Source organism: Streptomyces sirii (assembly GCF_045690365.1).
Lineage (GTDB): Bacteria > Actinomycetota > Actinomycetes > Streptomycetales > Streptomycetaceae > Streptomyces > Streptomyces sirii.
Genome location: NZ_CP147982.1, coordinates 1,534,741 through 1,556,527 on the forward strand (window position 1 = coordinate 1,534,741; position 21,787 = coordinate 1,556,527).

General features: G+C 72.1%; 22 protein-coding genes. 16 read left to right on the forward strand and 6 right to left on the reverse strand.

The features are described from left to right. Positions 1–8 precede the first annotated feature (8 nt). The 4 genes from WAB15_RS07115 to cas2e all read left to right on the forward strand — a co-directional run bounded on the left by WAB15_RS07115 (position 9) and on the right by cas2e (position 2,876). Entirely contained in the window at positions 9–1,007 is a 999-nt protein-coding gene (locus tag WAB15_RS07115; RefSeq protein WP_407285700.1) for an ROK family protein, read from the forward strand. A gap of 48 nt (positions 1,008–1,055) precedes the next feature. Next, a complete protein-coding gene (locus WAB15_RS07120; RefSeq protein ID WP_399149074.1) occupies positions 1,056–2,171 on the forward strand; it encodes an alcohol dehydrogenase catalytic domain-containing protein in 1,116 nt (371 codons plus the stop codon). Between the two features lie 110 nt (positions 2,172–2,281). Beyond that, positions 2,282–2,524 carry a hypothetical protein gene (locus WAB15_RS07125; RefSeq protein WP_407285701.1) on the forward strand — a complete coding sequence of 81 codons (243 nt, stop codon included), beginning with the start codon at positions 2,282–2,284 and terminating at the stop codon, positions 2,522–2,524. Positions 2,525–2,546: 22 nt separating this feature from the next. Beyond that, positions 2,547–2,876, forward strand: a complete 330-nt coding sequence (gene cas2e, locus WAB15_RS07130) for a type I-E CRISPR-associated endoribonuclease Cas2e (protein ID WP_407285702.1) — start codon at positions 2,547–2,549, stop codon at positions 2,874–2,876. 400 nt (positions 2,877–3,276) lie between these two features. Here the strand turns inward: cas2e and WAB15_RS07135 are convergent, their stop codons facing one another. Then, positions 3,277–3,570, reverse strand: coding sequence for a hypothetical protein (locus tag WAB15_RS07135; protein WP_407285703.1), 294 nt, complete (start codon positions 3,568–3,570; stop codon positions 3,277–3,279). Between the two features lie 889 nt (positions 3,571–4,459). Between WAB15_RS07135 and dhaK the strand changes: the two genes are divergently transcribed. Genes dhaK through WAB15_RS07150 form a run of 3 tightly spaced genes read left to right on the forward strand, consistent with a single transcriptional unit; the run spans position 4,460 to position 6,548 of the window. Next, positions 4,460–5,452: a dihydroxyacetone kinase subunit DhaK gene (gene dhaK, locus WAB15_RS07140; protein ID WP_399149076.1), complete on the forward strand. Its 993-nt coding sequence runs from the start codon at positions 4,460–4,462 to the stop codon at positions 5,450–5,452. A gap of 47 nt (positions 5,453–5,499) precedes the next feature. Next, a complete protein-coding gene (gene dhaL / locus WAB15_RS07145) occupies positions 5,500–6,111 on the forward strand; it encodes a dihydroxyacetone kinase subunit DhaL (RefSeq protein WP_407285704.1) in 612 nt (203 codons plus the stop codon). Further along, positions 6,108–6,548, forward strand: a complete 441-nt coding sequence (locus WAB15_RS07150; RefSeq protein ID WP_407285705.1) for a PTS-dependent dihydroxyacetone kinase phosphotransferase subunit DhaM — start codon at positions 6,108–6,110, stop codon at positions 6,546–6,548. Before dhaL ends, WAB15_RS07150 begins: the two co-directional genes overlap by 4 nt. A gap of 52 nt (positions 6,549–6,600) precedes the next feature. Here the strand turns inward: WAB15_RS07150 and WAB15_RS07155 are convergent, their stop codons facing one another. After that, a complete protein-coding gene (locus WAB15_RS07155) occupies positions 6,601–7,419 on the reverse strand; it encodes an SAM-dependent methyltransferase (RefSeq protein WP_399149079.1) in 819 nt (272 codons plus the stop codon). Positions 7,420–7,804: 385 nt separating this feature from the next. Here WAB15_RS07155 and WAB15_RS07160 point away from each other — a divergent pair, with 385 nt between their 5' ends. Together WAB15_RS07160 and WAB15_RS07165 are read left to right on the forward strand one after the other, a co-directional pair. After that, the gene (locus tag WAB15_RS07160) at positions 7,805–8,449 is read left to right on the forward strand and encodes an RNA polymerase sigma factor (protein WP_407285706.1); all 645 of its coding nucleotides are present in this window, start codon (positions 7,805–7,807) and stop codon (positions 8,447–8,449) included. A 3-nt stretch (positions 8,450–8,452) separates the two neighbouring features. Then, complete coding sequence (locus tag WAB15_RS07165) at positions 8,453–9,223, forward strand: hypothetical protein (protein WP_407285707.1); 771 nt, start codon at positions 8,453–8,455, stop codon at positions 9,221–9,223. Here the strand turns inward: WAB15_RS07165 and WAB15_RS07170 are convergent. Genes WAB15_RS07170 through WAB15_RS07180 form a run of 3 tightly spaced genes read right to left on the reverse strand, consistent with a single transcriptional unit; the run spans position 9,210 to position 13,497 of the window. Further along, positions 9,210–10,769, reverse strand: a complete 1,560-nt coding sequence (locus WAB15_RS07170; protein ID WP_407285708.1) for an aldehyde dehydrogenase family protein — start codon at positions 10,767–10,769, stop codon at positions 9,210–9,212. The genes WAB15_RS07165 and WAB15_RS07170 overlap by 14 nt on opposite strands. A 35-nt stretch (positions 10,770–10,804) precedes the next feature. Continuing rightward, on the reverse strand, positions 10,805–12,265 hold the full coding sequence (locus WAB15_RS07175; protein ID WP_407285709.1) for a 2-oxoadipate dioxygenase/decarboxylase family protein: 1,461 nt from the start codon (positions 12,263–12,265) through the stop codon (positions 10,805–10,807). Between the two features lie 35 nt (positions 12,266–12,300). Continuing rightward, complete coding sequence (locus WAB15_RS07180; protein ID WP_407285710.1) at positions 12,301–13,497, reverse strand: NAD(P)/FAD-dependent oxidoreductase; 1,197 nt, start codon at positions 13,495–13,497, stop codon at positions 12,301–12,303. Positions 13,498–13,726: 229 nt separating this feature from the next. On the opposite strand from WAB15_RS07180, the gene WAB15_RS07185 reads away from it, so the two are divergent. Further along, a complete protein-coding gene (locus WAB15_RS07185) occupies positions 13,727–14,641 on the forward strand; it encodes a LysR family transcriptional regulator (RefSeq protein WP_407285711.1) in 915 nt (304 codons plus the stop codon). Positions 14,642–14,742: 101 nt separating this feature from the next. Further along, positions 14,743–15,918, forward strand: coding sequence for an exo-alpha-sialidase (locus WAB15_RS07190; RefSeq protein WP_407285712.1), 1,176 nt, complete (start codon positions 14,743–14,745; stop codon positions 15,916–15,918). 24 nt (positions 15,919–15,942) lie between these two features. Here WAB15_RS07190 and WAB15_RS07195 read toward each other — a convergent pair whose 3' ends face one another. Beyond that, on the reverse strand, positions 15,943–16,350 hold the full coding sequence (locus WAB15_RS07195) for an STAS domain-containing protein (RefSeq protein ID WP_399149087.1): 408 nt from the start codon (positions 16,348–16,350) through the stop codon (positions 15,943–15,945). Between the two features lie 317 nt (positions 16,351–16,667). Here WAB15_RS07195 and WAB15_RS07200 point away from each other — a divergent pair, with 317 nt between their 5' ends. From WAB15_RS07200 to WAB15_RS07220, 5 genes are all read left to right on the forward strand, one after another. Continuing rightward, a complete protein-coding gene (locus tag WAB15_RS07200) occupies positions 16,668–17,429 on the forward strand; it encodes a DeoR/GlpR family DNA-binding transcription regulator (RefSeq protein WP_399149088.1) in 762 nt (253 codons plus the stop codon). Positions 17,430–17,586: 157 nt separating this feature from the next. Next, positions 17,587–18,948, forward strand: coding sequence for an ABC transporter substrate-binding protein (locus tag WAB15_RS07205; RefSeq protein WP_399149089.1), 1,362 nt, complete (start codon positions 17,587–17,589; stop codon positions 18,946–18,948). Beyond that, a complete protein-coding gene (locus WAB15_RS07210; RefSeq protein WP_399149090.1) occupies positions 18,929–19,918 on the forward strand; it encodes a carbohydrate ABC transporter permease in 990 nt (329 codons plus the stop codon). The genes WAB15_RS07205 and WAB15_RS07210 overlap by 20 nt, the downstream gene beginning before the upstream one ends. After that, a complete protein-coding gene (locus tag WAB15_RS07215) occupies positions 19,915–20,790 on the forward strand; it encodes a carbohydrate ABC transporter permease (protein WP_407285713.1) in 876 nt (291 codons plus the stop codon). The genes WAB15_RS07210 and WAB15_RS07215 overlap by 4 nt, the downstream gene beginning before the upstream one ends. Further along, positions 20,787–21,779, forward strand: a complete 993-nt coding sequence (locus WAB15_RS07220) for a zinc-dependent alcohol dehydrogenase family protein (RefSeq protein ID WP_399149092.1) — start codon at positions 20,787–20,789, stop codon at positions 21,777–21,779. Before WAB15_RS07215 ends, WAB15_RS07220 begins: the two co-directional genes overlap by 4 nt. Positions 21,780–21,787 lie beyond the last annotated feature (8 nt).

Consider the following 21,787-nt stretch of genomic DNA (forward strand, 5'->3'; position numbering starts at 1 on the left):
CACGGGCCGTGACAGAGGACCGCGACGACCAGGTACGTACCGAGGTCGCCGTCGACCTCGGAGGGACCTGGTTGCGGATCCGGACCGGGTCCGGGGAGACCGTACGGCTCCCCGCGCCCAGCATCCTCAACCGGCCCGGCGAGGATCCGGCAGCGCTCCTCGATCAGCTGATCGAGACCCTGGCCGACGCGGTGCCGGCGGACGCGCGGGTGGCGATGTCCTGCGGTGCCGCCATGGACGAGGAGCATGGCGTGCTGCACGGCTCGGGCCCGCTCTGGGGCGGTGGCCCGGACCGGCCCGTCCCGCTCCGCGCCCTGCTCACCGCCCGCCGCCCGGACGTCAACTGGCACCTGTTCAACGACGTCACCGCCGGCCTTGCAAGCTTCGTCGAGCGGTTCGCCCGTCCCCACCACCGCCGCGTCGTGTACCTCACGGTGAGCAGCGGCATCGCCCTGCGCACCGCCGACCTCACCGAACGCTGCGTCCCGGTCGACGCCCACGGCATGCAGGGCGAGGTCGGCCACCTCCCGGCCGCTTCCACCGCACCCGCCGCCGTCCGCGCACTGAGCTGCCCCTGCGGCGGCACCGGCCACGTCGCAGCCCTGGCCGCCGGACCCGCCCTGCCGCACGTCGCGGCCGCGCTCGGCATCGAACGCCCCGAGGGCATCCGCGACGCCCTCCCCGTCCGGCTACGGGCCGAAGACCCCGCCGCCCGCCGCCTGCTCACCGCCGTCGTGGAACCCGTCGCCGAAATCGTGCGCACCTTGCGCTGCCTCGATCCCCGTATCGACCTCATCGGCATCGGCGGCGGCTACGCGGAAGGCCTCGGCGACCCCTACCGCGCCGAACTGGTCCGCCAGGTGAGCGAGGTACGCAGCTATGCCGACCGCGACACCGGCCTCGACCGGGCCGGACACCGTCTGCGGCTGTGCCGCCCCGGCGAGGTGGACCCGATGGCGGGCGCCGTCGCGCTCTCCCACGGCGCACTGATCGTCACCAAACACTGAGACCGGCCCCTTCAACCGTCACCACCCGGGAAGGACCCCATGCCAGCCATGGCCACCCACCGCGCGATCGTCCGCCACGGCACCACTTGCCGCATCGAAGAGGCCCCCACCCCGGACCCCGGCGAGGGCGAACTCCTGCTCGCACCCGAGCACGTGAGCCTCTGCGGCACCGACATCCAGATCCTGCGCGGCGACCGCGACGACCCCTCACCCGTCGTCGGGCACGAGGGCGCCGCCCAGGTCGTAGCCGCCGGTCCCGGCACCGACGGCTTCGCCCCCGGCGAACGGGTGTTCGTCAACCCCACCCACCCCGGCGACCCGTCCTTCCTCCTCGGCCACAACGTGCCGGGCCTCTTCCAGCAACGCGTCCTCATCGGCGCCTCGGCCGTCCGCGGCGGCCTGGTCTCCCATCTCCCCGAAGACCTCCCCGCCGCCCGCGCCACCCTCGTCGAACCGTACGCGGTCGTCCGCTACGCCCTCTCCTGCTTAGCCACCTCGGCTCCCGACACCCTTGTCGTCCACGGCGACGGCCTGACCGGCAATCTCGCCGCCCTTCTCGCGCCCCGCTTCCTCTTCCCCACTGTCCGGGTCGTCGTGGTCCACCGCACAGAAGCCGGCCTCAAATGGACCCAGGCCCACTTCCCTCACACGGTGAGCGTCCTTGCCACCGATCCCCTCGACCGACATGTCACCGGCACCGTCGCGCTCCTCGTCACCACCCATCGCAGCGGAACCGTCCCCGCCGTCGAAGCCGCCCTCACCGCCCTCGGCGAGCGCCTGGTCGCCATCCACCCCCTCGGCGGCGTCCCGCCCCGCGCCACCACCCCCCTGCTGCCCGGCGTCGACCTCGACGGCGTCCGCCGCGCCAACACCGGCGGCCCCTGGCCCCCCGCCACCACCACCTTCACCCGCCCGGGCCTGAGCCTCACCCTTAGCGGCAACCGCGGCGTCACCAACCCCCAGCTCCTCGCCGCCGCCGAAGCCCTGCGCACCGACAGCACCGTCGACCCGCTCCTCACCCACGTCATGGCCCTGGAGCCCGGCGTCCGCCACCTCAACCGGATCATCGGCGACCGCACCCGCACCGTCGACGGCGAACTCGTCATCCGCCTGGTCATCGACCTGGGGAACGGCCCCGCACACCACGGCGGCCGACTGCCGTAGCCGCCCCAGCAGTCCGCGCACATGCCCGACCACCAGCTCCGGCACCTCGTCAAGGCTGGGGAAGTAGCCCAACTCCTGGAAGCTCTGAGCAGCACCACCAGCGCCAGCAGATGCTCCGGCGACCGGGCCTTGCGTTCACGCTGTCGCTGCCCGAGCAAGCGGCCCGTCGAGGCTTCCGCGACGGCCTGCGTCTGTTCCGCCTCATGCCCCGCGTCGTCTCCGACATCCAACGCCTCTTCTCCCCTGACGAAACACGCGAACAACCGGACCTGGAAGAAGAACTGGTAGACCTTTGGGACCCGATCTCCGGTGTCATTCCCGGAGGCGTCAACTACGCGGCCGACGGCAGCTAACCGCAGCGCAACGAGGCACCACATGCCATCGGTGATCACCCTCACGATGACGGCAGTCCCCGACCACTTGCGAGGAGCACTGACACGCTGGCTCTTGGAAGTAACGCCGGAACTCTACGTCGGCACAGTCTCCGCAAAAGTGAGAGACGAACTCTGGAATGCCGTCAGCGCCTGCGTCGGCGACGGCATCGCAGTGCTCGCCTATCCCGCCAACAACGAACAAGGTTTCGCCCTGCGGACCGCCGGCCAACGACACCGCCACCTACGCGACTTCGACGGACTCACACTCATCGCCTTCCGGAATGTCGAAGGCACCCGCGGAGTAGACCAAGAAGTCGCAAAGCCGATGTAGCGTCGCAGGGCGCGAAGGGTGGTCTCCGCGCAGGCGAGGATCGGAATATCGCCGGGAAGGAGGGCTCAGACAAGAACGAGATCTGTACGCCCGTCATCGTGGAATACAAGCGCTCGCGCGACCACTTCTCAGTTCCGGACTCGGCGGACAACGCTGTCCTCGCCTCGACGGCCATCACCAACGCCGCACCAAAGACTGTCTCTGTGTGTGGCAGGCATGGCCTCTGTGTGGCGAGCAGAACCTCGGCATGCATCCGCGCGAGGCGGACGGGCGGCTCTCCTAGTGGTGCGCAGGCGAGCACGTCCAGCGCGGACCGGCTCGCATCGGTGCAGCCGCGGGCAGTCTCGTGCGCTCGCGCCGGCCCCACCGCAAACGCCCGAGTGAAAGCCGATTGTCTCCTTCACCGCAGTCGCAGCGGGCGTGAGATCAGAGCACCCTCTCCCGTGACCGTCAGGCGTGCCTGACGGCCGCCCTGCGAGCAGTCGCGGCCGTTGGGATAGGTCGGCTGCGGGGTGATGCTGATCTGTCGGTCGAGCACGGTGGCGCCTTGCTGGTTCTTGAACACCAGCCTGACGCGTATCGACTTCCCCGGGAGGTCACGTACGAACGCGAAGCCAGGCCAGGCAGAGGGCTCGGGAGTCCGGGCGGTCGTCGCTACCGGGCCCTCCGCGGCGGTTGCGGATTCCGTAGTCATCACGGGGTTTCCTGGAGCCGCCGGGTTTTCCGGCCGGGTCTGCCGCAGCTGCAGCGCGCGCTTCCGGCATGCGCCGTCCCAGCATGCCGTAAGGCTCGCGTCGGCCACCCTGTTCGCCAGCTGCCGGTGGACCTCCACCCGGATCCCCGCGGGCGTGTCCGTCAAGGTGCAGGGATGTGTGTCTCCCGTGGAACCCCCGCACGCGGTCAGTAGCGCCAGAGCCGCCAGGGGTACCACCGTCAATCCGACGTTCCGTCTCACCCTGGCTCCTCAGCAACCGTCTGCGTCTTGATCACGGCCGCTCATGCTCGCACGACAGCTGCCCCCAGCCGGTCGACCGGGACCGTCTCGTGCGATCAACTCCCTGTTGCTGAGTCAGGGGCATGCAGGCGCGGCTGATTGGCGCGGCTGGCGCGAACCCGGAACCTGTTGGCCCGCGTAGCCGGCAATTGATCCGGGCAACGGATCAGCCTCAGTGGTGGCCAAGGCTCGGCGGGGCCGCCATGAGCACAACCAAGGTGCCGAACGCCTCCGTACGGATCCGTGTGGCCAGTCGTCCGCCTGGTGCACTTCCATGGGGCCGTGGACACGACGATGATCGGTCGGAGGCAACGCAAGGTGACACCGCTCAGGGCACGACGACACCCGCGGATAGCAGGGCCGTCGTCGGCTCACGGTCCGATACTTGGACCGGCGAGCCCGCCACCTCCGTGACATCCAGAACAGGCCTGACACACCATCAGGAAAGTCGGCATTAAGTCAGCATCAGCCCCGCCCGACCCCGCGTACGACCGCCATAGACCGCCAAGATCAGAAACTGCCGGAATCCACTCTGACCTGGGAAAACACCGGTCAGAGGCACGACTGCTAATCTCACCTGGAGGTACCGATGAGGATGTTGATCAATGTCGCGGAGACCGTCGTCGCCGACGCGCTGCGGGGGATGGCCGCGGCGCATCCCGAGCTGGTGGTGGATGCCGAGAACCGGGTGATCGTGCGGCGGGACGCGCCGGTGGCGGACAAGGTGGCGCTGGTGTCCGGGGGCGGCAGTGGGCATGAGCCGCTGCACGGAGGGTTCGTCGGGCCCGGGATGCTGGACGCGGCCTGTCCCGGGGAGGTGTTCACCTCGCCGGTGCCGGACCAGATGGTGCGTGCGGCGGCGGCCGTGGACAGCGGGCGCGGTGTGTTGTTCGTGGTGAAGAACTACACGGGCGACGTGCTCAACTTCCAGATGGCGCAGGAGCTGGCGGAGGACGAAGGCGTGCAGGTCGCCAGCGTGTTGGTGGACGACGATGTCGCGGTGACCGACTCGACGTTCACGGCGGGGCGGCGCGGGACCGGTGCGACGCTGTTCGTGGAGAAGATCGCCGGGGCGGCGGCCGAGGAGGGGATGCCGCTGGAGCGGGTGGAGGCGGTGGCCCGGCAGGTCGTCGCCTCCTCGCGCAGCTTCGGGGTGGCGCTCAGTGCGTGCACGACGCCGGCGAAGGGCAGCCCGACGTTCGATCTGCCCGCCGGTGAGCTGGAGTTGGGCGTGGGCATCCACGGCGAGCCGGGGCGGGAGCGGCGCGCGATGATGACCTCGCACGAGATCGCGGACTTCGCGGTGGATGCGATTCTGGAGGATCTCCAGCCGCGGCTGCCGGTGTTGGTGCTGGTCAACGGCATGGGGGCGACGCCGCTGCTGGAACTGTACGGGTTCAACGCCGAGGTGCGCCGAGTGCTGGACGAGCGGGGCGTGGCGGTGGCCCGGACGCTCGTCGGGAACTATGTGACGTCGCTGGACATGGCAGGCTGCTCGGTGACGCTGTGTCAGGTGGATGGGGAGCTGCTGCGGCTGTGGGACGCGCCGGTGCAGACGGCGGGGCTCCGCTGGGGCCGCTGAGGCCCTCCCGCCCGCTCAGTGACCGAACGACCGAAGGAGAGTAGCCCGTGTCCGAAACGGCCCTGGATGCCGCGTTCTTCGTACGCTGGATGACGGCGGCGGCCACCGTCATCGACCGGGAGGCCACCCGCCTCACCGAGCTGGATTCGGCCATCGGCGACGCCGACCACGGCACGAACATGCAGCGTGGGTTCGCGGCCGTGGTCAAGACGGTGGCGGAGGGCGAGCCGCCGGCGACGCCCGGTGCGGTGCTGGTCGCCGCCGGGAGGCAGTTGATTTCGAGTGTGGGCGGCGCGTCCGGGCCGCTGTACGGGACGCTGCTGCGGCGTGCCGGGAAGGCGCTCGGCGAGGCGGCGGAGGTGTCGCCGGAGGAGTTGCGGGCGGCGCTGGACGCCGGTGTGGCCGCGGTGGGGCAGCTCGGCGGGTCGGCGCCGGGCGACAAGACGATGCTCGATGCGCTGGTGCCGGGGGTGGCGGCGCTGACGACCTCGTTCGACGCGGCGGCCGAGGCCGCCGGGGAAGGCGCCTCGGCGACCGTACCGATGCAGGCCAGGAAGGGCCGGGCGAGCTATCTGGGCGCGCGCAGTATCGGGCACCAGGATCCGGGGGCGACGTCGTCGGCGCTGCTGTTCGCGGCGCTCGCGGAGGTGGCGAAGTGAGCGCGGCGGACGGCGTGGGTGCGGCCGGTGACGGGGGCGCCCTGGTCGGTGTGGTGCTGGTGTCGCACAGCGGGCCGGTCGCCGAGTCCGTCGCGACGCTGGCCGTCGGGCTGGCCGGCGGCGGCGCGCAGGCTCCGGTGGCGGCCGCGGGCGGCACGCCGGACGGCGGGCTGGGGACCAGTTCGGAGCTGATCACCGAGGCGGCGCGGGCGGTGGACCGCGGTGCGGGGGTGGCGATCCTGGTCGACCTGGGCAGCGCGGTGCTGACCGTCAAGGCGCTGATCGCCGAGGGCGACGAACTCCCCGAGGGGGCACGGCTGGTGGACGCGCCGTTCGTGGAGGGCGCGGTGGCCGCGGTGGTCACGGCTTCGGCGGGGGCGGATATGGACGCCGTCGCGGCGGCGGCGACCGAGGCGTACGGGTACCGCAAGGATTGACGGGCGGGCCGGTGGCCAGGCGAGCCGAGCACGGGCCCGGCCACCGCCCCGTTCAGGGCTTGCGGGCGACGGCCGCGTAGCAGGAGGCCTCCGCGTCGGTGACGTGGGTGGCGTCCTCGGGGCGGTCGGGGCGCCACTGGTGGGAGAGGGCGACGCCGGGGTCCAGCAGCTCCCAGCCGTCGAAGAAGCGGGCGAACGCGGCGCGGGGGCGGAACTGCAGACCGGTCCCGGCGTTGGCGTAGATCTTGCTGATCTGCTCCATCGCCTCGGGGTCGAAGTCCGCCGTCGCGTGCGTCATGGCCAGGACCGAGCCGCTGGGGAGCGCGGACTTGAGGGTCTCGACGATGCCGTGGGCGCGGTCTCGTCCGTCGTCGGTGACGAAGTGCATCAGGGCGTTGAGGCTGAGGGCGACGGGCCGGCTCAGGTCGAGGGTGTCCAGGAGCCGCGGTGCGCCGAGGATGCCTTCGGGGTCGGTGACATCGGCCTGGAGGTAGACCGTGCGGCCCTCCGGCGTGCTGTGCAGGAGGGCGGCGGCGTGCGCGAGGACGATGGGGTCGTTGTCGGTGTAGACCACCCGGGCGTCGGGGGCGACGTCCTGGGCGATGTCGTGGAGGTTCGGCCGGGTGGGGATGCCGGTGCCGATGTCGAGGAACTGCCGCAGTCCGGATGCGGCCAGGAAGCGGGTGGCGCGGTGCATGAACTCGCGGTTGATGCGGGCGGCGACCAGCGCGGCGGGGAAGACGCCCAACACGCTGCCGGCAGCCATCCGGTCGGCCAGGAAGTTGGTCTTGCCGCCCAGGAAGTAGTCGTAGATCCGGGACGAGTGGGCCCGGTCCAGCTGTAGATCCACCACGGGTTCATGGTCGTTCATCGTCCGCTGCCTCCCCAGTACGGCACAGCGCCGCCCGGCCCCTTCCGGCGGCCAGGGGGCGCACTCTTAGGAGCCGTGCGCCCTCAAGGCGCGCAACGCGCCTCCGTACACACGGCTGCTGGAGCACTGCCCGGTACGCCCTGGATCATGCGGGGCGAACACCCCACACAGGTTGTGACGATCCACGCCGAAAAAGTGACGGTCCGTCACAGCAGGTTGTCACGGGTAGTCATATGAATACGCAGCGGAAGATTTTTGCGTCTCCCATGCCACAAACGGGCCCACTTTCCTGTTCATTGGAGGGTGAGGGCAAACCGTCCTCCCGCTGCCGCCGTCGCCCCGGCGCCCCGTCAGCGGTGCACGGCGAGGGGAACGAGGACGGCTCGTGAGCGCAGACCGGGACCGACTTCCAGCGGCGTGCGCCCCGGCGCACGCCTGCATCACGGAGTTAGCCGCGCCCTCCCGCTGCCCACCGAAGGCCCGCGCGCCGGGGCCGTCCGACCACCGGCTGTCGATCACCTTCGAGGCGTTCCTGGCGACCCATGCCGGCAAGTGGCTGACGTACGCCTATCTGCACACGGGCAGTGAGGCCGCGGCCCGCGAGGTCACCCTGTCCGCGTACGAGCAGCTCGGCCGGCTGTGGTCGCACGCACTGCGGCAGGCCTCGGTCGAGGCATACGCCTGGTCGGTCCTCAAGGAGCGGGTGGTGGAGTGGCTCTACGACCACCAGCAGCCCACCGCGCTCACCGAGACCGCCGCCTTCGCCGTCGTCACACACGCCCTGCTGCGCGAGTGCCAGCAGCAATTCGCCATGTTGGAGAGCCAGTTGGGCCTGTACGCCGCCATCGCCCGGCTGCCGGAACGGCAGTGCGACGTGATCGTGCTGCGGCATGTCATCGGCTACAGCGACGCTCAGATCGGGGGGCTGCTCGGGGTCGACGAAGTCACCGTCCGCTCCTATGCGAGCCGCGGCAAGCGCAAGCTCGCCGCGGCTCTCGGCATCGACCAGGGAAACACCAGGGGGAACTGAACCATGTCGCACCACCACCCGGCCGGCCGCCGGGAGACCGTCGAGACGCTGCTGAGCGCCGCCGCAGCGGTGTCCGGGATCAACGGCCTGGCCGGCTTCTGCGACCTCGCCGAGCGCACTCCGCCCGGCAGACCCGGCACCCGGACCGTCGCCCTGCGGACGGGGGCGGACGGGCCGCGGGCGGCGGTGCTGCCGGGGCGCGCCGACCGCGGGGCGCCGAGCGCCTACCCCAGCGCCCGCGACGAGGCCACCCACGAACTCCAGCTGGCCTGTGCGTTAGTGGTCAACGCCGCGGCGGCCGCGTCCAGCCTGGAGCGGCTGGTCAACGACCACCGCATCGACCCCGAAGGGGCGCTGGTCTTCGCCTGTCTGCTGCACATCACCGGACGCTGCGACGCGGCGCACTTCTGGTGGCACTTCGGCGCCGGCGCCGGCAGCCGGACCGCGGCCTACTGCCTGTATCTCTCCCACCGCCGCAACGGCGAGTACCGCGACGCCGCCTACTGGCGCGAGCAGGCCGCGCACGCGCCCGACGAGGAGCGCCCGTCGGTGGCGGCGTTCGACGACAAGCAGCTGCTGCCGGACGCCGCCCGGCACAACCTCCTGGTCCAGTGGCACAGCGGGCTCGCCCCGACCCTGCCGGCGGCCCTGGAGAACGTGATCAACCGGCTGGTCGTGGACGGCGACGACGAGGACTTCGGCGAGATCCCGCGCCCGTCGCCCACCCTCGTCCAGGACCTCGGCCGGGCCGGTGGCACGCTCAGAGGAAGCTGACGCCCTGCGCGAGCGGCAGCTCCGCGGAGTAGTTGACGGTGTTGGTGGCCCGGCGCATATAGGCGCGCCAGGCGTCGGAGCCGGACTCGCGGCCGCCGCCGGTCTCCTTCTCACCGCCGAACGCACCGCCGATCTCCGCGCCCGACGTGCCGATGTTGACATTGGCGATCCCGCAGTCGGACCCGTCCGCGGCCAGGAAGCGCTCGGCCTCGCGCTGGTCGCGGGTGAAGATGCTGGAGGACAGGCCCTGCGGAACGCCGTTGTGCAGGGCGATGGCCTCGTCGAGGGTGCGGTAGGTCAGGACGTACAGGATCGGCGCGAAGGTCTCGGTGCGGACGATCTCGGTCTGCTCGGGCATCCGGACGACCGCCGGCCGGACATAGGCGGCGTGCGGGGCCTGGTCCGCCAGGCACCGCTCGCTGCCGGCCAGCAGCTTGCCGCCGGAGCGCTGCGCCTCGGCCAGCGCCTCGGACATCGCCGTGTGGGCGGCGGTGCTGATGAGCGGGCCGACGAGGGTGGCCGGGTCGAACGGGTCGCCCAGCGGCAGTTGTCCGTAGGCGTGCACGATCCGCTCGACGAGGCGGTCGGCGAGGTCCTCGTGGACGATCAGCCGGCGCAGCGTCGTACAGCGCTGGCCCGCGGTGCCCGCCGCGGAGAAGACGACGCCGCGGACGGTGAGGTCGAGATCCGCCGAGGGGGCGACCACCGCGGCGTTGTTGCCGCCGAGTTCGAGCAGGCAGCGGCCGAAGCGGGCGGCGACCCGCGGCGCGACCTGCCGTCCCATCCGTACCGAGCCGGTCGCGCTGACCAGCGCCACCCGGGGGTCGTCGACCAGCCGCTCACCGCACTCCCGGGCCCCGAGCAGCAGCCGGTGCACCCCGGCCGGCGCGCCCACGTCGGCGACCGCGCGGGCCAGCAGCCCGTCGCAGGCCAGGGCGGTGAGCGGGGTCAGCTCGGACGGCTTCCACACGACGGTGTCGCCGCAGACCAGGGCGACGGCGGTGTTCCAGGACCAGACGGCGACGGGGAAGTTGAAGGCGGACAGGACGCCGACGACGCCGAGCGGGTGCCAGCTCTCCGACAGCCGGTGGCCCGGCCGTTCGCCGGCGATGGTCCGGCCGTAGAGCTGCCGGGACAGGCCCACGGCGAAGTCGCAGATGTCGATCATCTCCTGCACCTCGCCGAGCGCCTCGGAGCGGATCTTGCCGGCCTCGATGGTGACCAGGTCGGCGAGGTCCTCCCGGTGGGCGGTGAGGAGTTCGCCCAGCCGCTTGACGAGCGCACCGCGCCGCGGGGCCGGCACGGTGCGCCAGTCCATGAAGGTGCGGTGCGCCTCGGCGACGGCCGCGTCGGTCTGCTCGGGGGTGGTTGCGGCGAGATGGGCGAGGGTGCCGCCGGTCAGCGGCGTGCGGGCTAGGACGGTGTCGGCCCCTGCACCCGTGTACGCGTCGAGGTCCACGCCGCAGCGGTCGAGGGCTGCGGCCGCGCGGGCGCGCAGGGCGTCGGTGTCGGGGAGCCGGTGGCCGGTTGCGTCGGTGGCGGGCATGGCGGAACTCCTGGGTGAAGTGGGGTGGGCGGTGGTCAGCGGGCCGGGTCCGGGACGCCCGGATCCGCGCCGGCCGGTTCGGTGTCGACGAGTTCCCCGTCGTCCAGTGCGCGCAGCGCCGCGCTCGCCTGCAGGGTGAACAGCGCCTGCCGCAGCGAGTGGTCCTGCCGGCGGGCGCAGAGCGCGAACGGGTCGAGGACCGGCCGGCCGATCGCCTCGGAGAGGCGGTGCGCGTCGAAGGGGTCGCCGACCAGGTCCGCGTCGCGGGTGCCGTCGCCGGTCAGGTTGGAGCGGAAGATGCCGGCGGCGGAGCGGGGCAGGAAGTCCTCGTAGACGACGGGGTGGGCGGTGAGCCAGCCCTGGGTGAGCAGGCCGGCGAGGTCGGCGGGCGGGCGCCGGTCGTCCCGGGGCCGGTCGGTGGCCGGACGGTAGGTGAAGAACGCCTGGTGCGCGACGGCGAGTTGGTGCTCGGTGGCGGGGAAGCCCTGACGCCACAGGTCGCGGGCCACGGCCTGCCGGTCGGCGCCCGGACTCAGCGCCATCCGGCGGTCGGTCTCCGCCATGAGGTGGTCGTAGCGGGCCCGGCCCGCGCGGGTCAGGGCGATACCGCGCGCCTCGACCTCGCCGAAGCGGACCCGGAGCGATCCGACGGTGACCGCGCCGTCGGCCGCGCGGAACCTGCGGGGCTCGGCCAGCGCCCGGAAGGAGGTCTGGCGCAGCAGCACGTCGGGGCCCTCCCAGCGCGGCGGCCCCTGGATCCGGTCGATCATGGTGATGCCGCGCTCCCCCATCCGCCGGTAGAGGGCGTCGATGTCCAGGACGCGCGGGGTGAGGTGGTTGATGTGCGTGGTCGTCACCCCTCCGATGTCGGCGGCGACCGCGGAGATGCGCTCCAGTTCGGTGTACCAGGCGCGGTCGACGGGTTCCGGGGAGAGCGCGAACGCGGCGACCGCCAGGGTGAGGAGGCGTTCGGCCTGCGGCTCGGGGAGTCCGCCGGTCTGCTCGGCGCGTTCGGCCAGGGCGAGGAGTTCCGGCGGGAAGAGCCGCCGGCGGGCGAGGAAGGCCTCCACCCGGGAGGCCAGGCCGGCGTCGAAGAAGCGGCGGTCGGAGGTGGTCAGCAGCGAGGTGAAGACTCTGAAGGGGTTGCGGTCCAACTCCTCTTCGCAGGTCGGCCGGAAGGCGGTGGAGACGACGGGTACGGCGCCCTCCTCGCCGTCCCTGAGGTCGTAGAAGCCCACCGGGTGCATGCCGAACGCGGCGAAGATCTGGGCGGCCTGGCGGAGTTCGCCGGGTGTGCCGACGCGGATCGCGCCGTGGCGTTCCGCGGTGACCCGGCTGAGGGCGCCGAGCCGACCCGCGTCCGGATCCCGGGCCGCGACCTCGTCGTTGACCTGCCCTGCCACGTCCAGCAGCGTGGTGTACGCGGGGACTTCGGTGCCGTACATGGCGGAGAGCCGGCGGGCGAACGCGGCGCGCAGTTGCCAGGTGGGGACCATTCGCAGCTCCGGGGGTCGGGGGCGGACCGGGGTCTTCAGATGATGTGGGCCTCGGGGCGGCCGGCGGGGCGGGTGCCGTCGTCGAAGCGGGTGGCGGCGAGCGGGCCGACGTCGAGGAACGGCTCGCGGCCCAGGTACAGGTCGCGGACGAGCTCACCCACGGCGGGGGCCTGCAGAAAGCCGTGGCCGGAGAAGCCGGTGGCGTACAGGAACCGGCCGGGCCGGCGGGCCTCGCCGATCAGCGCGTTGCGGTCGGGGGTCATCTCGTAGAGGCCGGCCCAGCCGTCGACGACGGGCAGCCGGGCGATTTCCGGCGCCCGGCGGGCCGCCGCGGTACGGAACGGGGCAAGCCATTCGCGGGTGAACTCCCGCTGGAATCCGGGCTGTTGGCCGGGGTCGGACAGACCCATGAGCAGCCCGCCGGCGCCGTCGCTGTGGAAGTAGAGGGTGGAGTCGAAGTCGAGGGTGAAGGGGATGCGGGGCGGTGCGGGGCGCAGCGGCCCGGTGAAGGCGATCTGCCGGCGCAGCGGGGTGACGGGGAGGTCGACGCCCGCCATGGCGCCGATGGCCCCGGACCAGGCGCCCGCGCAGCAGATGACGGCGGGGGTGCGGACGGTGCCGTGCGGGGTGTGGACGGCCTGCACGGCGCCGTCGGCGGTGTCGAGGGCGGTGACCGGGCAGTGGGTGCGCACGCTCGCGCCGAGCCGGCGGGCGGCCTGCAGATAGCCGGTCACCGCGGAGCGCGGCAGTGCGTAGCCGTCGGTGGGCGAGAAGGCGGCGGCGACGATGCCGCCCGGGTCGAGGTAGGGGCACAGTTCCTGGGCGGCGCGCGGGGTGATGATGCGGCTGGGGACGCCGTGTGCGTTCTGGGTCCGCACGCCTTCGGTGAAGACGGCCAGTTCGCGGTCGTCGCCGAGGAGGAAGAGGTAGCCGACGGACTCCAGTCCGACGGTGGCGCCGGGCCGCCGGGCGAAGTCCCGCCAGGCGTCCAGGCTGCGCAGGCCGAGCCGGATGTTGAGCGGGTCGGAGAACTGGGCGCGGACGCCGCCGAGGGGTTTGCCGGACGAGCCGGACGCGGGCCGGTCGCGCTCCAGCAGGAGCACTCCGGTCACGCCCCCCTCGGCCAGGTGGAACGCGATGCTCGCCCCGATGACACCGCCGCCGATGATCACGACGTCGGCCTGCTCGGGGAGGGGGACCCGGGCCTTCGCCGAGGTCGCGGTGGATGCCATCCGGGCCGCCTTCCGGTCTGCTGGTGCGGTACGGAGTGGGTGGTGGGCTGTCGGACGCTCCGGTGCGGGTGGGGCGCGGTCACCGGTGGCTTTAGATGGTGACGGGCGGGCCGGGCCGCGTCCATCGACGGTTGCTGGACGCGATCTATTAAGACTTCTGGGCGCCAGGGGGTTTGGCAAGGCGGCGCACGGGGCCGGGCGGGCCGGCGGCGCTGGGTAGGGTGCCGCCATGGAACTGCCAGGTGTCCAGCTCAGGACGCTGCTGGAGCTGACCCGGAGCGGCACGATGACCGCGGCGGCCGCGGCCCTGGGCTATACGCCGGGCGCGGTCTCGCAGCACATCGCGGCGCTGGAGCGGGCCACCGGCACGGAGCTGGTCCGGCGGGTGGGGCGCCGGGTGGAGCTGACGGATGCCGGGCACACGCTCGCCGACCACGCGGAGCGGATCCTGGCCGCGCAGGCGGAGGCGGTGGCGGCGCTGGAGCGGGGCCGCGGGGAGCTGCGGGCGCGGCTGCGGCTGGGGGTGTTCGGTACGGCGGCCGCGGTGCTGCTGCCGCCGGCCCTGCGCCGGCTGGGCGCCCGGCACCCCGATGTGCGGGTGGAGAGCCGCGAGGTGGACGTGGACCAGGCGTACGCGGAGGTGTGCGCCGGACGGGTGGAGCTGGCGCTGGGGCTGGACTATCCGGACGCGCCGCTGGTCCGGGACGGCGCGGTGGAGCTGGTGCGGCTGCGCTCCGAGCGGTTCTCACTCGCCGTGCCCGGCGGGCGGCCGCCATGGGACGGGCCGGAGGGGCGGGCGGGCGCGCTGCGGCTCGCGGAGACCGCCGACTGCGACTGGATCCTGCCGGCGGCCGGCTCGTACTACGGGCGGGCGATCCGCGCCGTGTGCCGCCGGGCGGGTTTCGAGCCGCGGGTGGTCCACGAGGTGTCCGACACCGCCACGTCGCTGGCGATGGTCGGGGCGGGGCTGGGCGTCGCGCCGCTGACGGAGCTGATGCTGCGGCTGCGCTCGCAGGGCGTCACGGCGGTGCCGCTGCACGACCCGGTCGTCCGCCACATCGTGGTCGCGGTCGGCTCCGCCGCGCTCCGCAGGCCGTCGGTGGCGGCGCTGATCGACGCGCTGCGGGAGGGCGCCACGCCGTAGCGAAGGGGCCGCCTCACCCCGACGGAGCCGCTCGGCGCGCCCGTTCCGGCGGCCTCCCGCACCCTGGAGCGGCCCCACCGCGTCCGGCCCTGGAGGTACCGGTGAAAGCCGCCCGTCTGCTCGCGCTGGCCGCGCTGCTCGCCACCGGCACCGGCCTGCCGGCCGCCCCCGCGGCACCCGCCGCCGAGCCGCACCGCGCGGCCGCCCGGCCCGCCCTGTACGAGACCACCGATCTGGCGCTGTCCGGGCGGGGCGCGCACACCTACCGCATCCCGGCGCTGACCACCCTGCCGGACGGCGCCCTCCTCGCGGCCTACGACCGGCGCAACGACAGCGCGGCCGATCTGCCCGGGAACGTGGATGTGATGGTGCGGCGGAGCACCGACAACGGGCGTACCTGGAGCGCCCCGAGAGCGGTGGTGGACTACGACGGCGGGGTGGGCGCGGGCGACCCCAGCCTGCTCACCGACCGTCAGACCGGCCGGGTCTTCCTCTTCCACGCGTACGCGCCCAAGGGCGTCGGCTTCGGCAGTGCGGGGGCCGGCAACGCCCACGACAGCACCGGTGTGCTGCACACCGACTACAGCTACTCCGACGACGGCGGTCGCAGCTGGCGCAACCGTCGCCTGACCAGCGTCCTCAAGGACCCTTCCTGGCGGGGCATCTTCGCCTCTTCGGGGGCCGGCAGCCAGCTCTCCGGTGGGCGGCTGCTGCAGCAGTACGCGTTCCGCAAGGCGGACGGCAGCATGTGGGCGGCCAGCGCGTACAGCGACGACCACGGCGCGAGCTGGCACCTGGGCGAGCCGGTGGGCCCGCGGATGGACGAGAACAAGACCGTCGAGCTGGCCGACGGCCGCATCATGCTCAACAGCCGTACCAACGGCGTCAGACGGCGGCTGGTCGCCCACTCGTGGGACGGCGGGCTGACCTACAGCGCCCCGGCCGCGGACGACGAGCTGATCGATCCGGCGAACAACGCCTCGATCCTGCGCTACGCCCCGTGGGCGCCGGCCCGTCAGCCGCGCGCCCACTGGCTGCTGTTCAGCAACACCGCGAGCACCGGCGCGCGCGAGAAGCTGACCGTGCGGGCGTCCTGCGACGACGGGCGGAGCTGGCCGATCGCCCGGACCGTCGCGCCCGGCGCGGCTGCCTACTCGACGCTGACCCGGCTGCAAGACGGCACCTTCGGACTGCTGTACGAATCCGGCCCGTACCGGAAGATCACCTTCGTCCGGTTCGACGGCGCGTGGCTGGGGATGAGTTGTCCGGCCCGCTGACCGTCAGCCGCGCGCACCGCCGCTTCACACGGACGGGTCGGGTGCCGCGGGCGGCCACGCCGGGCGGCTGCCGTCGGGGACGGCGGCCAGCGCATGACCGACCGTGGGGTAGCAGGAGAAGACGTTGAGGGACTGGGTGCCGATCAGCAGCCGCAGCATCCGTACGCCGAGCGACGCCAGCAGCAGCCGCCCTTCCAGCCGCCGGCACAGCCACTCCAGGGCGAGCAGACAGCTCAGCCCCCGCGAGTCGCAGAAGCGCAGGGCGGTCAGATCGAGCACGAGGAAGCGGTGTCCGGCCGAGACCACGGACCGCGCCTCGGAGAGAAAGGCCTGCTCGGTGCGAAGGTCCAGCTCCCCGCTGACCCGCAGCACCGCGCACTCCTCCGCCTCCACGATCGCAGTGACCGCCAACGACCGCATCTCCGAGCTCATGGCGTCCACCCTAAGCGCCAGGGGCGGGGGCACCACCCCGACGATCGGCCGACGTCGGGCGCCGGCCGGTCGCGGCCGGTGGGCGCGGGGGCGCCCGATATGGACGACGGGCCCGCCACCAGGGCCGTACGGGCATGGGGTCGGGCCGTGGACTCGGAGAACACGGTCAGGAAGCAGGCAAAAACGGGCAGGTTTTCCAATGTGACGGGCAGCACTTCGCAGGGAACCGCTTGCTATAAACCTGATGCGGGCGGAAACGGGCAGTCCCGTGACCGAACGGAAGCCGGAATCAGCCAGAAACCAGGCAGGAGTGAGCCATGAGGGCCGAGGAACGCCAGCACCGCATCCTCGCACTCGCCCGGCAGTCCGGCCGGGTCGAGGTCGCCGATGCCGCCGCCGAGTTCGGGGTCGCCCGCGAGACCGTACGGCGGGATCTGAGCGAGCTGGAGCGCCGCGGCCTGATCCGCCGCACGCACGGCGCGGCCTATCCGGTCGAGAGCGCCGGCTTCGAGACCACGCTGGCCCGGCGGGAGACGCAACTGGTGGCGGAGAAGCGCCGGATCGCCGCGGCCGCGGCGGAGCTGGTCGGCGAGGCCGAGACGGTGTTCGTCGACGAGGGCTACACACCGGAGCTGGTCGCCATGCTGCTGCCCACCGACCGTCCGCTCACCGTGATCACCGCGTCGCTGCGGACCGCGTCGCTGGTCGCGGCGTCCGAGTCGACCACCGTCCTGCTGGCCGGCGGGCGGGTCCGCTCCGGTACGCAGGCGACGGTGGGGTCCTGGGCCCGGGACATGCTCGCCCGATTCGTGATCGACCTGGCCTTCATGGGAGCCAACGGCGTCTCCCGGGAGCACGGTCTGACCACCCCCGACCCGGCGGTCGCCGAGGTGAAGGAGCAGGCCGTGCGCTCCTCGCGGCGGCGGGTGCTGGTCGGGGTGCACAGCAAGTTCGGCGCCAGCAGCTTCTGCCGGTTCGCCGACGTCGGCGACTTCGACGCGATCGTCACCGACGCGGGCCTGTCCGCGCCGGAGGCTCATCGCTACTCCCTCCTGGGGCCGCAGGTGCTCCGGGTCTGACCGGGCGGGGCCGCCCGGACGAACCGGCCCGTAAGCAACCCCACAGTCCCGCCGACGGCCGCCCGGCCGCCGGACGGTCTCCCCATCGTGCCCGCGGGCACCCAGACGTCCCCCGTACGTCCCCAGAAAGGCAAGAGCCGTGAGAGCACGATCCCCCATGCGCAGCCGCACCTGCCGCTCCGTAGGGCTGACCTCGGTCGCCCTGGCCCTGACACTGTCCACCGCCGGCTGCTCCGGCGGCTTCGGCGACACGGGCAAGGGCGGTTCCGACACCCTCAACGTACTGATGGTCAACAACCCGCAGATGGTGGATCTGCAGAAGCTCACCGCCGAGCACTTCACCAAGAAGACCGGCATCAAGGTGAACTACACCGTGCTGCCGGAGGACGACCTGCGCGACAAGATGAGCCAGGACTTCTCCAGCCAGGCCGGGCAGTACGACGTGGCCAGTCTCAGCAACTACGAGACGCCGATGTACGCCCTCAACGGATGGCTCGCCCCGCTCGGCGACCGGGCCGCCAAGGACCCGAAGTTCGACCAGAAGGACATCCTCGCGCCGCTCCGCAAGTCCCTCACCGCCGTCGACGGCAAGATGTACGCGCAGCCTTTCTACGGCGAGTCGTCGTTCCTGATGTACCGCAAGGACCTCCTCAAGGCCGCCGGGCTGTCCATGCCCAAGCGGCCGACCTGGCAACAGGTCGCCGACATGGCCGCCAAGCTGGACGGCTTCCGCAAGGACATGAAGGGCATCTGCCTGCGCGGCCAGCCCGGCTGGGGCCAGGTGATCGCCCCGTTGTCCACGGTCGTCAACACCTTCGGCGGCACCTGGTTCACCGAGGACTGGAAGGCGCAGCTCGACAGCCCGGAGTTCACCAAGGCCACCCAGTTCTACGTCGATCTGGTGCGCAAGCACGGAGAGGCGGGCGCGCCGCAGGCCGGCTACACCGAGTGCCTCAACGACATGCAGCAGGGCAAGGTCGCCATGTGGTACGACGCGACCGCCGGCGCCGGCTCCCTGGAGGGCGCCGGCTCCAAGGTCGCCGGGAAGGTCGGCTACGCACCGGCGCCGGTCGACAAGACGCCCAGCTCCGGCTGGCTGTACACCTGGGCCTGGGGCGTGCAGAAGGCCAGTAAGCACCAGGACGCGGCGTGGAAGTTCATCAGCTGGGCCTCCAGCAAGGAGTACGAGCAGCTGGTGGGCCGCAAGCTGGGCTGGGCCAACGTGCCCGCGGGCAAGCGGGCGTCCACCTATCAGAACCCGCAGTACGTCCGGGAGTCCGGAGCGTTCGCCCAGGCGACCGAGGACGCGATCAGCTCGGCCCGGCCCGACGACCCGGGCGTGCAGCCGCGTCCGGCCCCCGGCATCCAGTTCGTCGGCGTCCCCGAGTTCGCCGACCTGGGCACCAAGGTCTCCCAGGAAGTGAGCTCGGCGATCGCCGGCAAGCAGAGCGTTTCCGAGGCCCTGAAGAAGAGCCAGCGGCTGGCGCAGGAGGTGTCGGATGCCTACCACAGCCGCTGAGCCGACCCGGCGCGTCCCGTCCGGCCCGGACGCCGTCCCGGCCTCCGGCAGACACACGGCCCGCGTCCGGCGGGCCCAACGGGCCAAGGACTGGGCCCGCCGCGCACCCCTGCTGCCCGCCCTGGTCTTCCTGATCGCCGTGACCCAACTGCCGTTCCTGGCAACCGTGGTGATCTCCTTCACCCGGTGGAACGCGCTGGCCCCCGACAACCGCGGCTTCGCCGCCTTCGGCAACTACGTCGCCGTCTTCACCGACCCCGCGATGCGGTCGTCGGTGATCACGACGGTGCTGCTGACGGTGACCGTGGTGCTGGTCAGCCTGCTGCTGGGGCTCGGCCTCGCGCTGCTGCTGGACCGCGGCTTCCGCGGCCGCGGCATCGTCCGCACCCTGCTCATCACCCCGTTCCTGGTGGTGCCGGTCGCCTCCGCGCTGCTGTGGAAGCACGCCCTGTTCAACGCCTCCTACGGGCTGCTCAACGGCGCGCTGACGTGGATATGGGGGCTGTTCGGCAGCGACAATCCGCCGCAACCGGACTGGATGACCGACTCCCCGCTCGCCGCCGTGGAGGTGTCGCTGATCTGGCAGTGGACACCGTTCATGATGCTGATCCTGCTGGCCGGACTGCAGAGCCGGGCGACGGACGCCGTCGAGGCGGCCCGGATGGACGGTGCCTCCGCCTTCGACATCTTCCGCTACCTCACCCTGCCCCACCTGCGCCGCTACCTGGAGCTGGCCGCCCTGCTCGGGACCATCTACGTCGTCCAGAACTTCGACGCGGTGTTCACCCTCACCTCGGGCGGCCTCGGTACCGCGAACCTGCCGTACACCATCTACCAGACCTTCTATCAGGCCCATGACTACGGACAGGCGTCCGCGCAAGGCGTCGTCGTCGTGCTGTGTTCGCTGCTGGTGGCGACCTTCGCGCTGCGCACCGTCTCGTCCCTGCTGCGCGAGGAGGTCTCCCGATGACCAGCGCACTGCTGACCCGGCGCCCCGCGGGCGCACCCGCGACCCGGCGCCGGCGACGTACCGGCAGCCTGCTGAGCCTGCTCGCCTGGCTGTGCGGCATCGGCTTCTTCCTGCCGGTGGCGTGGATGGTGCTGACGTCGTTCCACAGTGAGGCGGACGCGGCGACCAACCCACCGAGCGTGGGCGCCTCCCTGACCCTGCACGGCTACCGCGAGTTCTTCGGCGAAGGCACCGGCATCAGCCCCTGGCCACCACTGATCAACTCGCTCACCGCGTCGGTACTCTCCACCCTCATCGTCCTGGCCCTGGCCGTCCCCGCCGCCTACGCGCTGTCCATCAAGCCCGTACGCAAATGGAGCGACGTCCTGTTCTTCTTCCTCTCCACCAAAATGCTGCCCCTGGTCGCCGGACTCCTACCGATCTACCTCGTCGCCCAGAACACCGGCATGCTCGACAACATCTGGCTGCTGATCATCCTCTACACCTCCATGAACCTGCCGATCGCGGTGTGGATGATGCGCTCCTTCCTGTCCGAAGTACCCGCCGAAATGCTCGAAGCCGCAAGCCTCGACGGCGCCGGACTGCACACCACCCTCCTGCGCATCGTCGCCCCCGTCGCCATGCCCGGCATCGCCGCGACCGCCCTGATCTCCTTCATCTTCAGCTGGAACGAACTGCTCTTCGCCCGCGTCCTGACCGGCACCGTCGCCGGCACCGCACCGGTCTTCCTGACCGGCTTCGTCACCAGCCAGGGCCTGTTCCTGGCCAAGGTCTGCGCCGCCGCCACCGTCATCTCCCTCCCCGTACTCCTCGCCGGATTCGCCGCCCAGGACAAACTCGTCCAGGGCCTCTCCCTCGGAGCCGTGAAATGAAAGCAGCCGTGATCAGCGCCCCCGGCAAGGTCGAGATCGCCTCCGTGCCGGACCCCTCCCCCGGCCCCCGCGAGGTCGTGGTCTCGGTCGCCGCCTGCGGGCTGTGCGGCACCGATCTGCACATCCTCCAGGGCGAGTTCGCGCCCACCCTGCCGGTGGTTCCCGGGCACGAGTTCGCCGGTACGGTCGTCGCCACCGGCCGCGCCGTCACCGAACTCGCCGAGGGCGACCGGGTGGCCGTCGACCCCTCGCTCTACTGCCACGAATGCCACTACTGCCGCATCGGCCGCAACAACCTCTGTGAGCGCTGGGCCGCGATCGGGGTGACCACGGCCGGCGGCGCCGCGGAGTTCGCCGTCGCTCCCGTGGCGAACTGCGTCAAACTGCCCGACCACGTACGCACCGAGGACGCGGCCCTGATCGAGCCGCTCTCCTGCGCCGTACGCGGCTACGACATCCTGCGCTCCCAGCAGTTGGGCAGCCACGTCCTGATCTACGGCTCGGGCACGATGGGCCTGATGATGCTGGAGTTGGCCAAGCGCACCGGCGCGGCCGGCGTCGACGTCGTCGACATCAACCCCGAGCGGCTGGCCACCGCCCGCACTCTGGGCTGCAGCGGTGCGGCCGGCTCCGCCGACGAGCTGGACCGCCCGCGCGGCTGGGACGTGGTCATCGACGCCACCGGCAACGAGCGCGCCATCCAGGACGCGCTGGGCCGGGTCGGCAGAGGCGGCACCTTCCTCCAGTTCGGCGTCGCCGACTACGCCGCGCGCGCCACCATCGAGCCGTACCGCATCTACAACCAGGAGATCACCATCACCGGCTCGATGGCCGTCCTGCACAGCTATGAACGCGCCGCCGGGCTCTTCGCCGCCGGCGTCCTCGATCCGGAGGTCTTCATCAGCGACCGGCTGCCGCTGGAGCAGTACGCGGAGGGGCTGGGCCGGTTCCAGGCGGGCGAAGGGCGGAAGATCCAGGTGCTGCCGTAGGGTGCCCG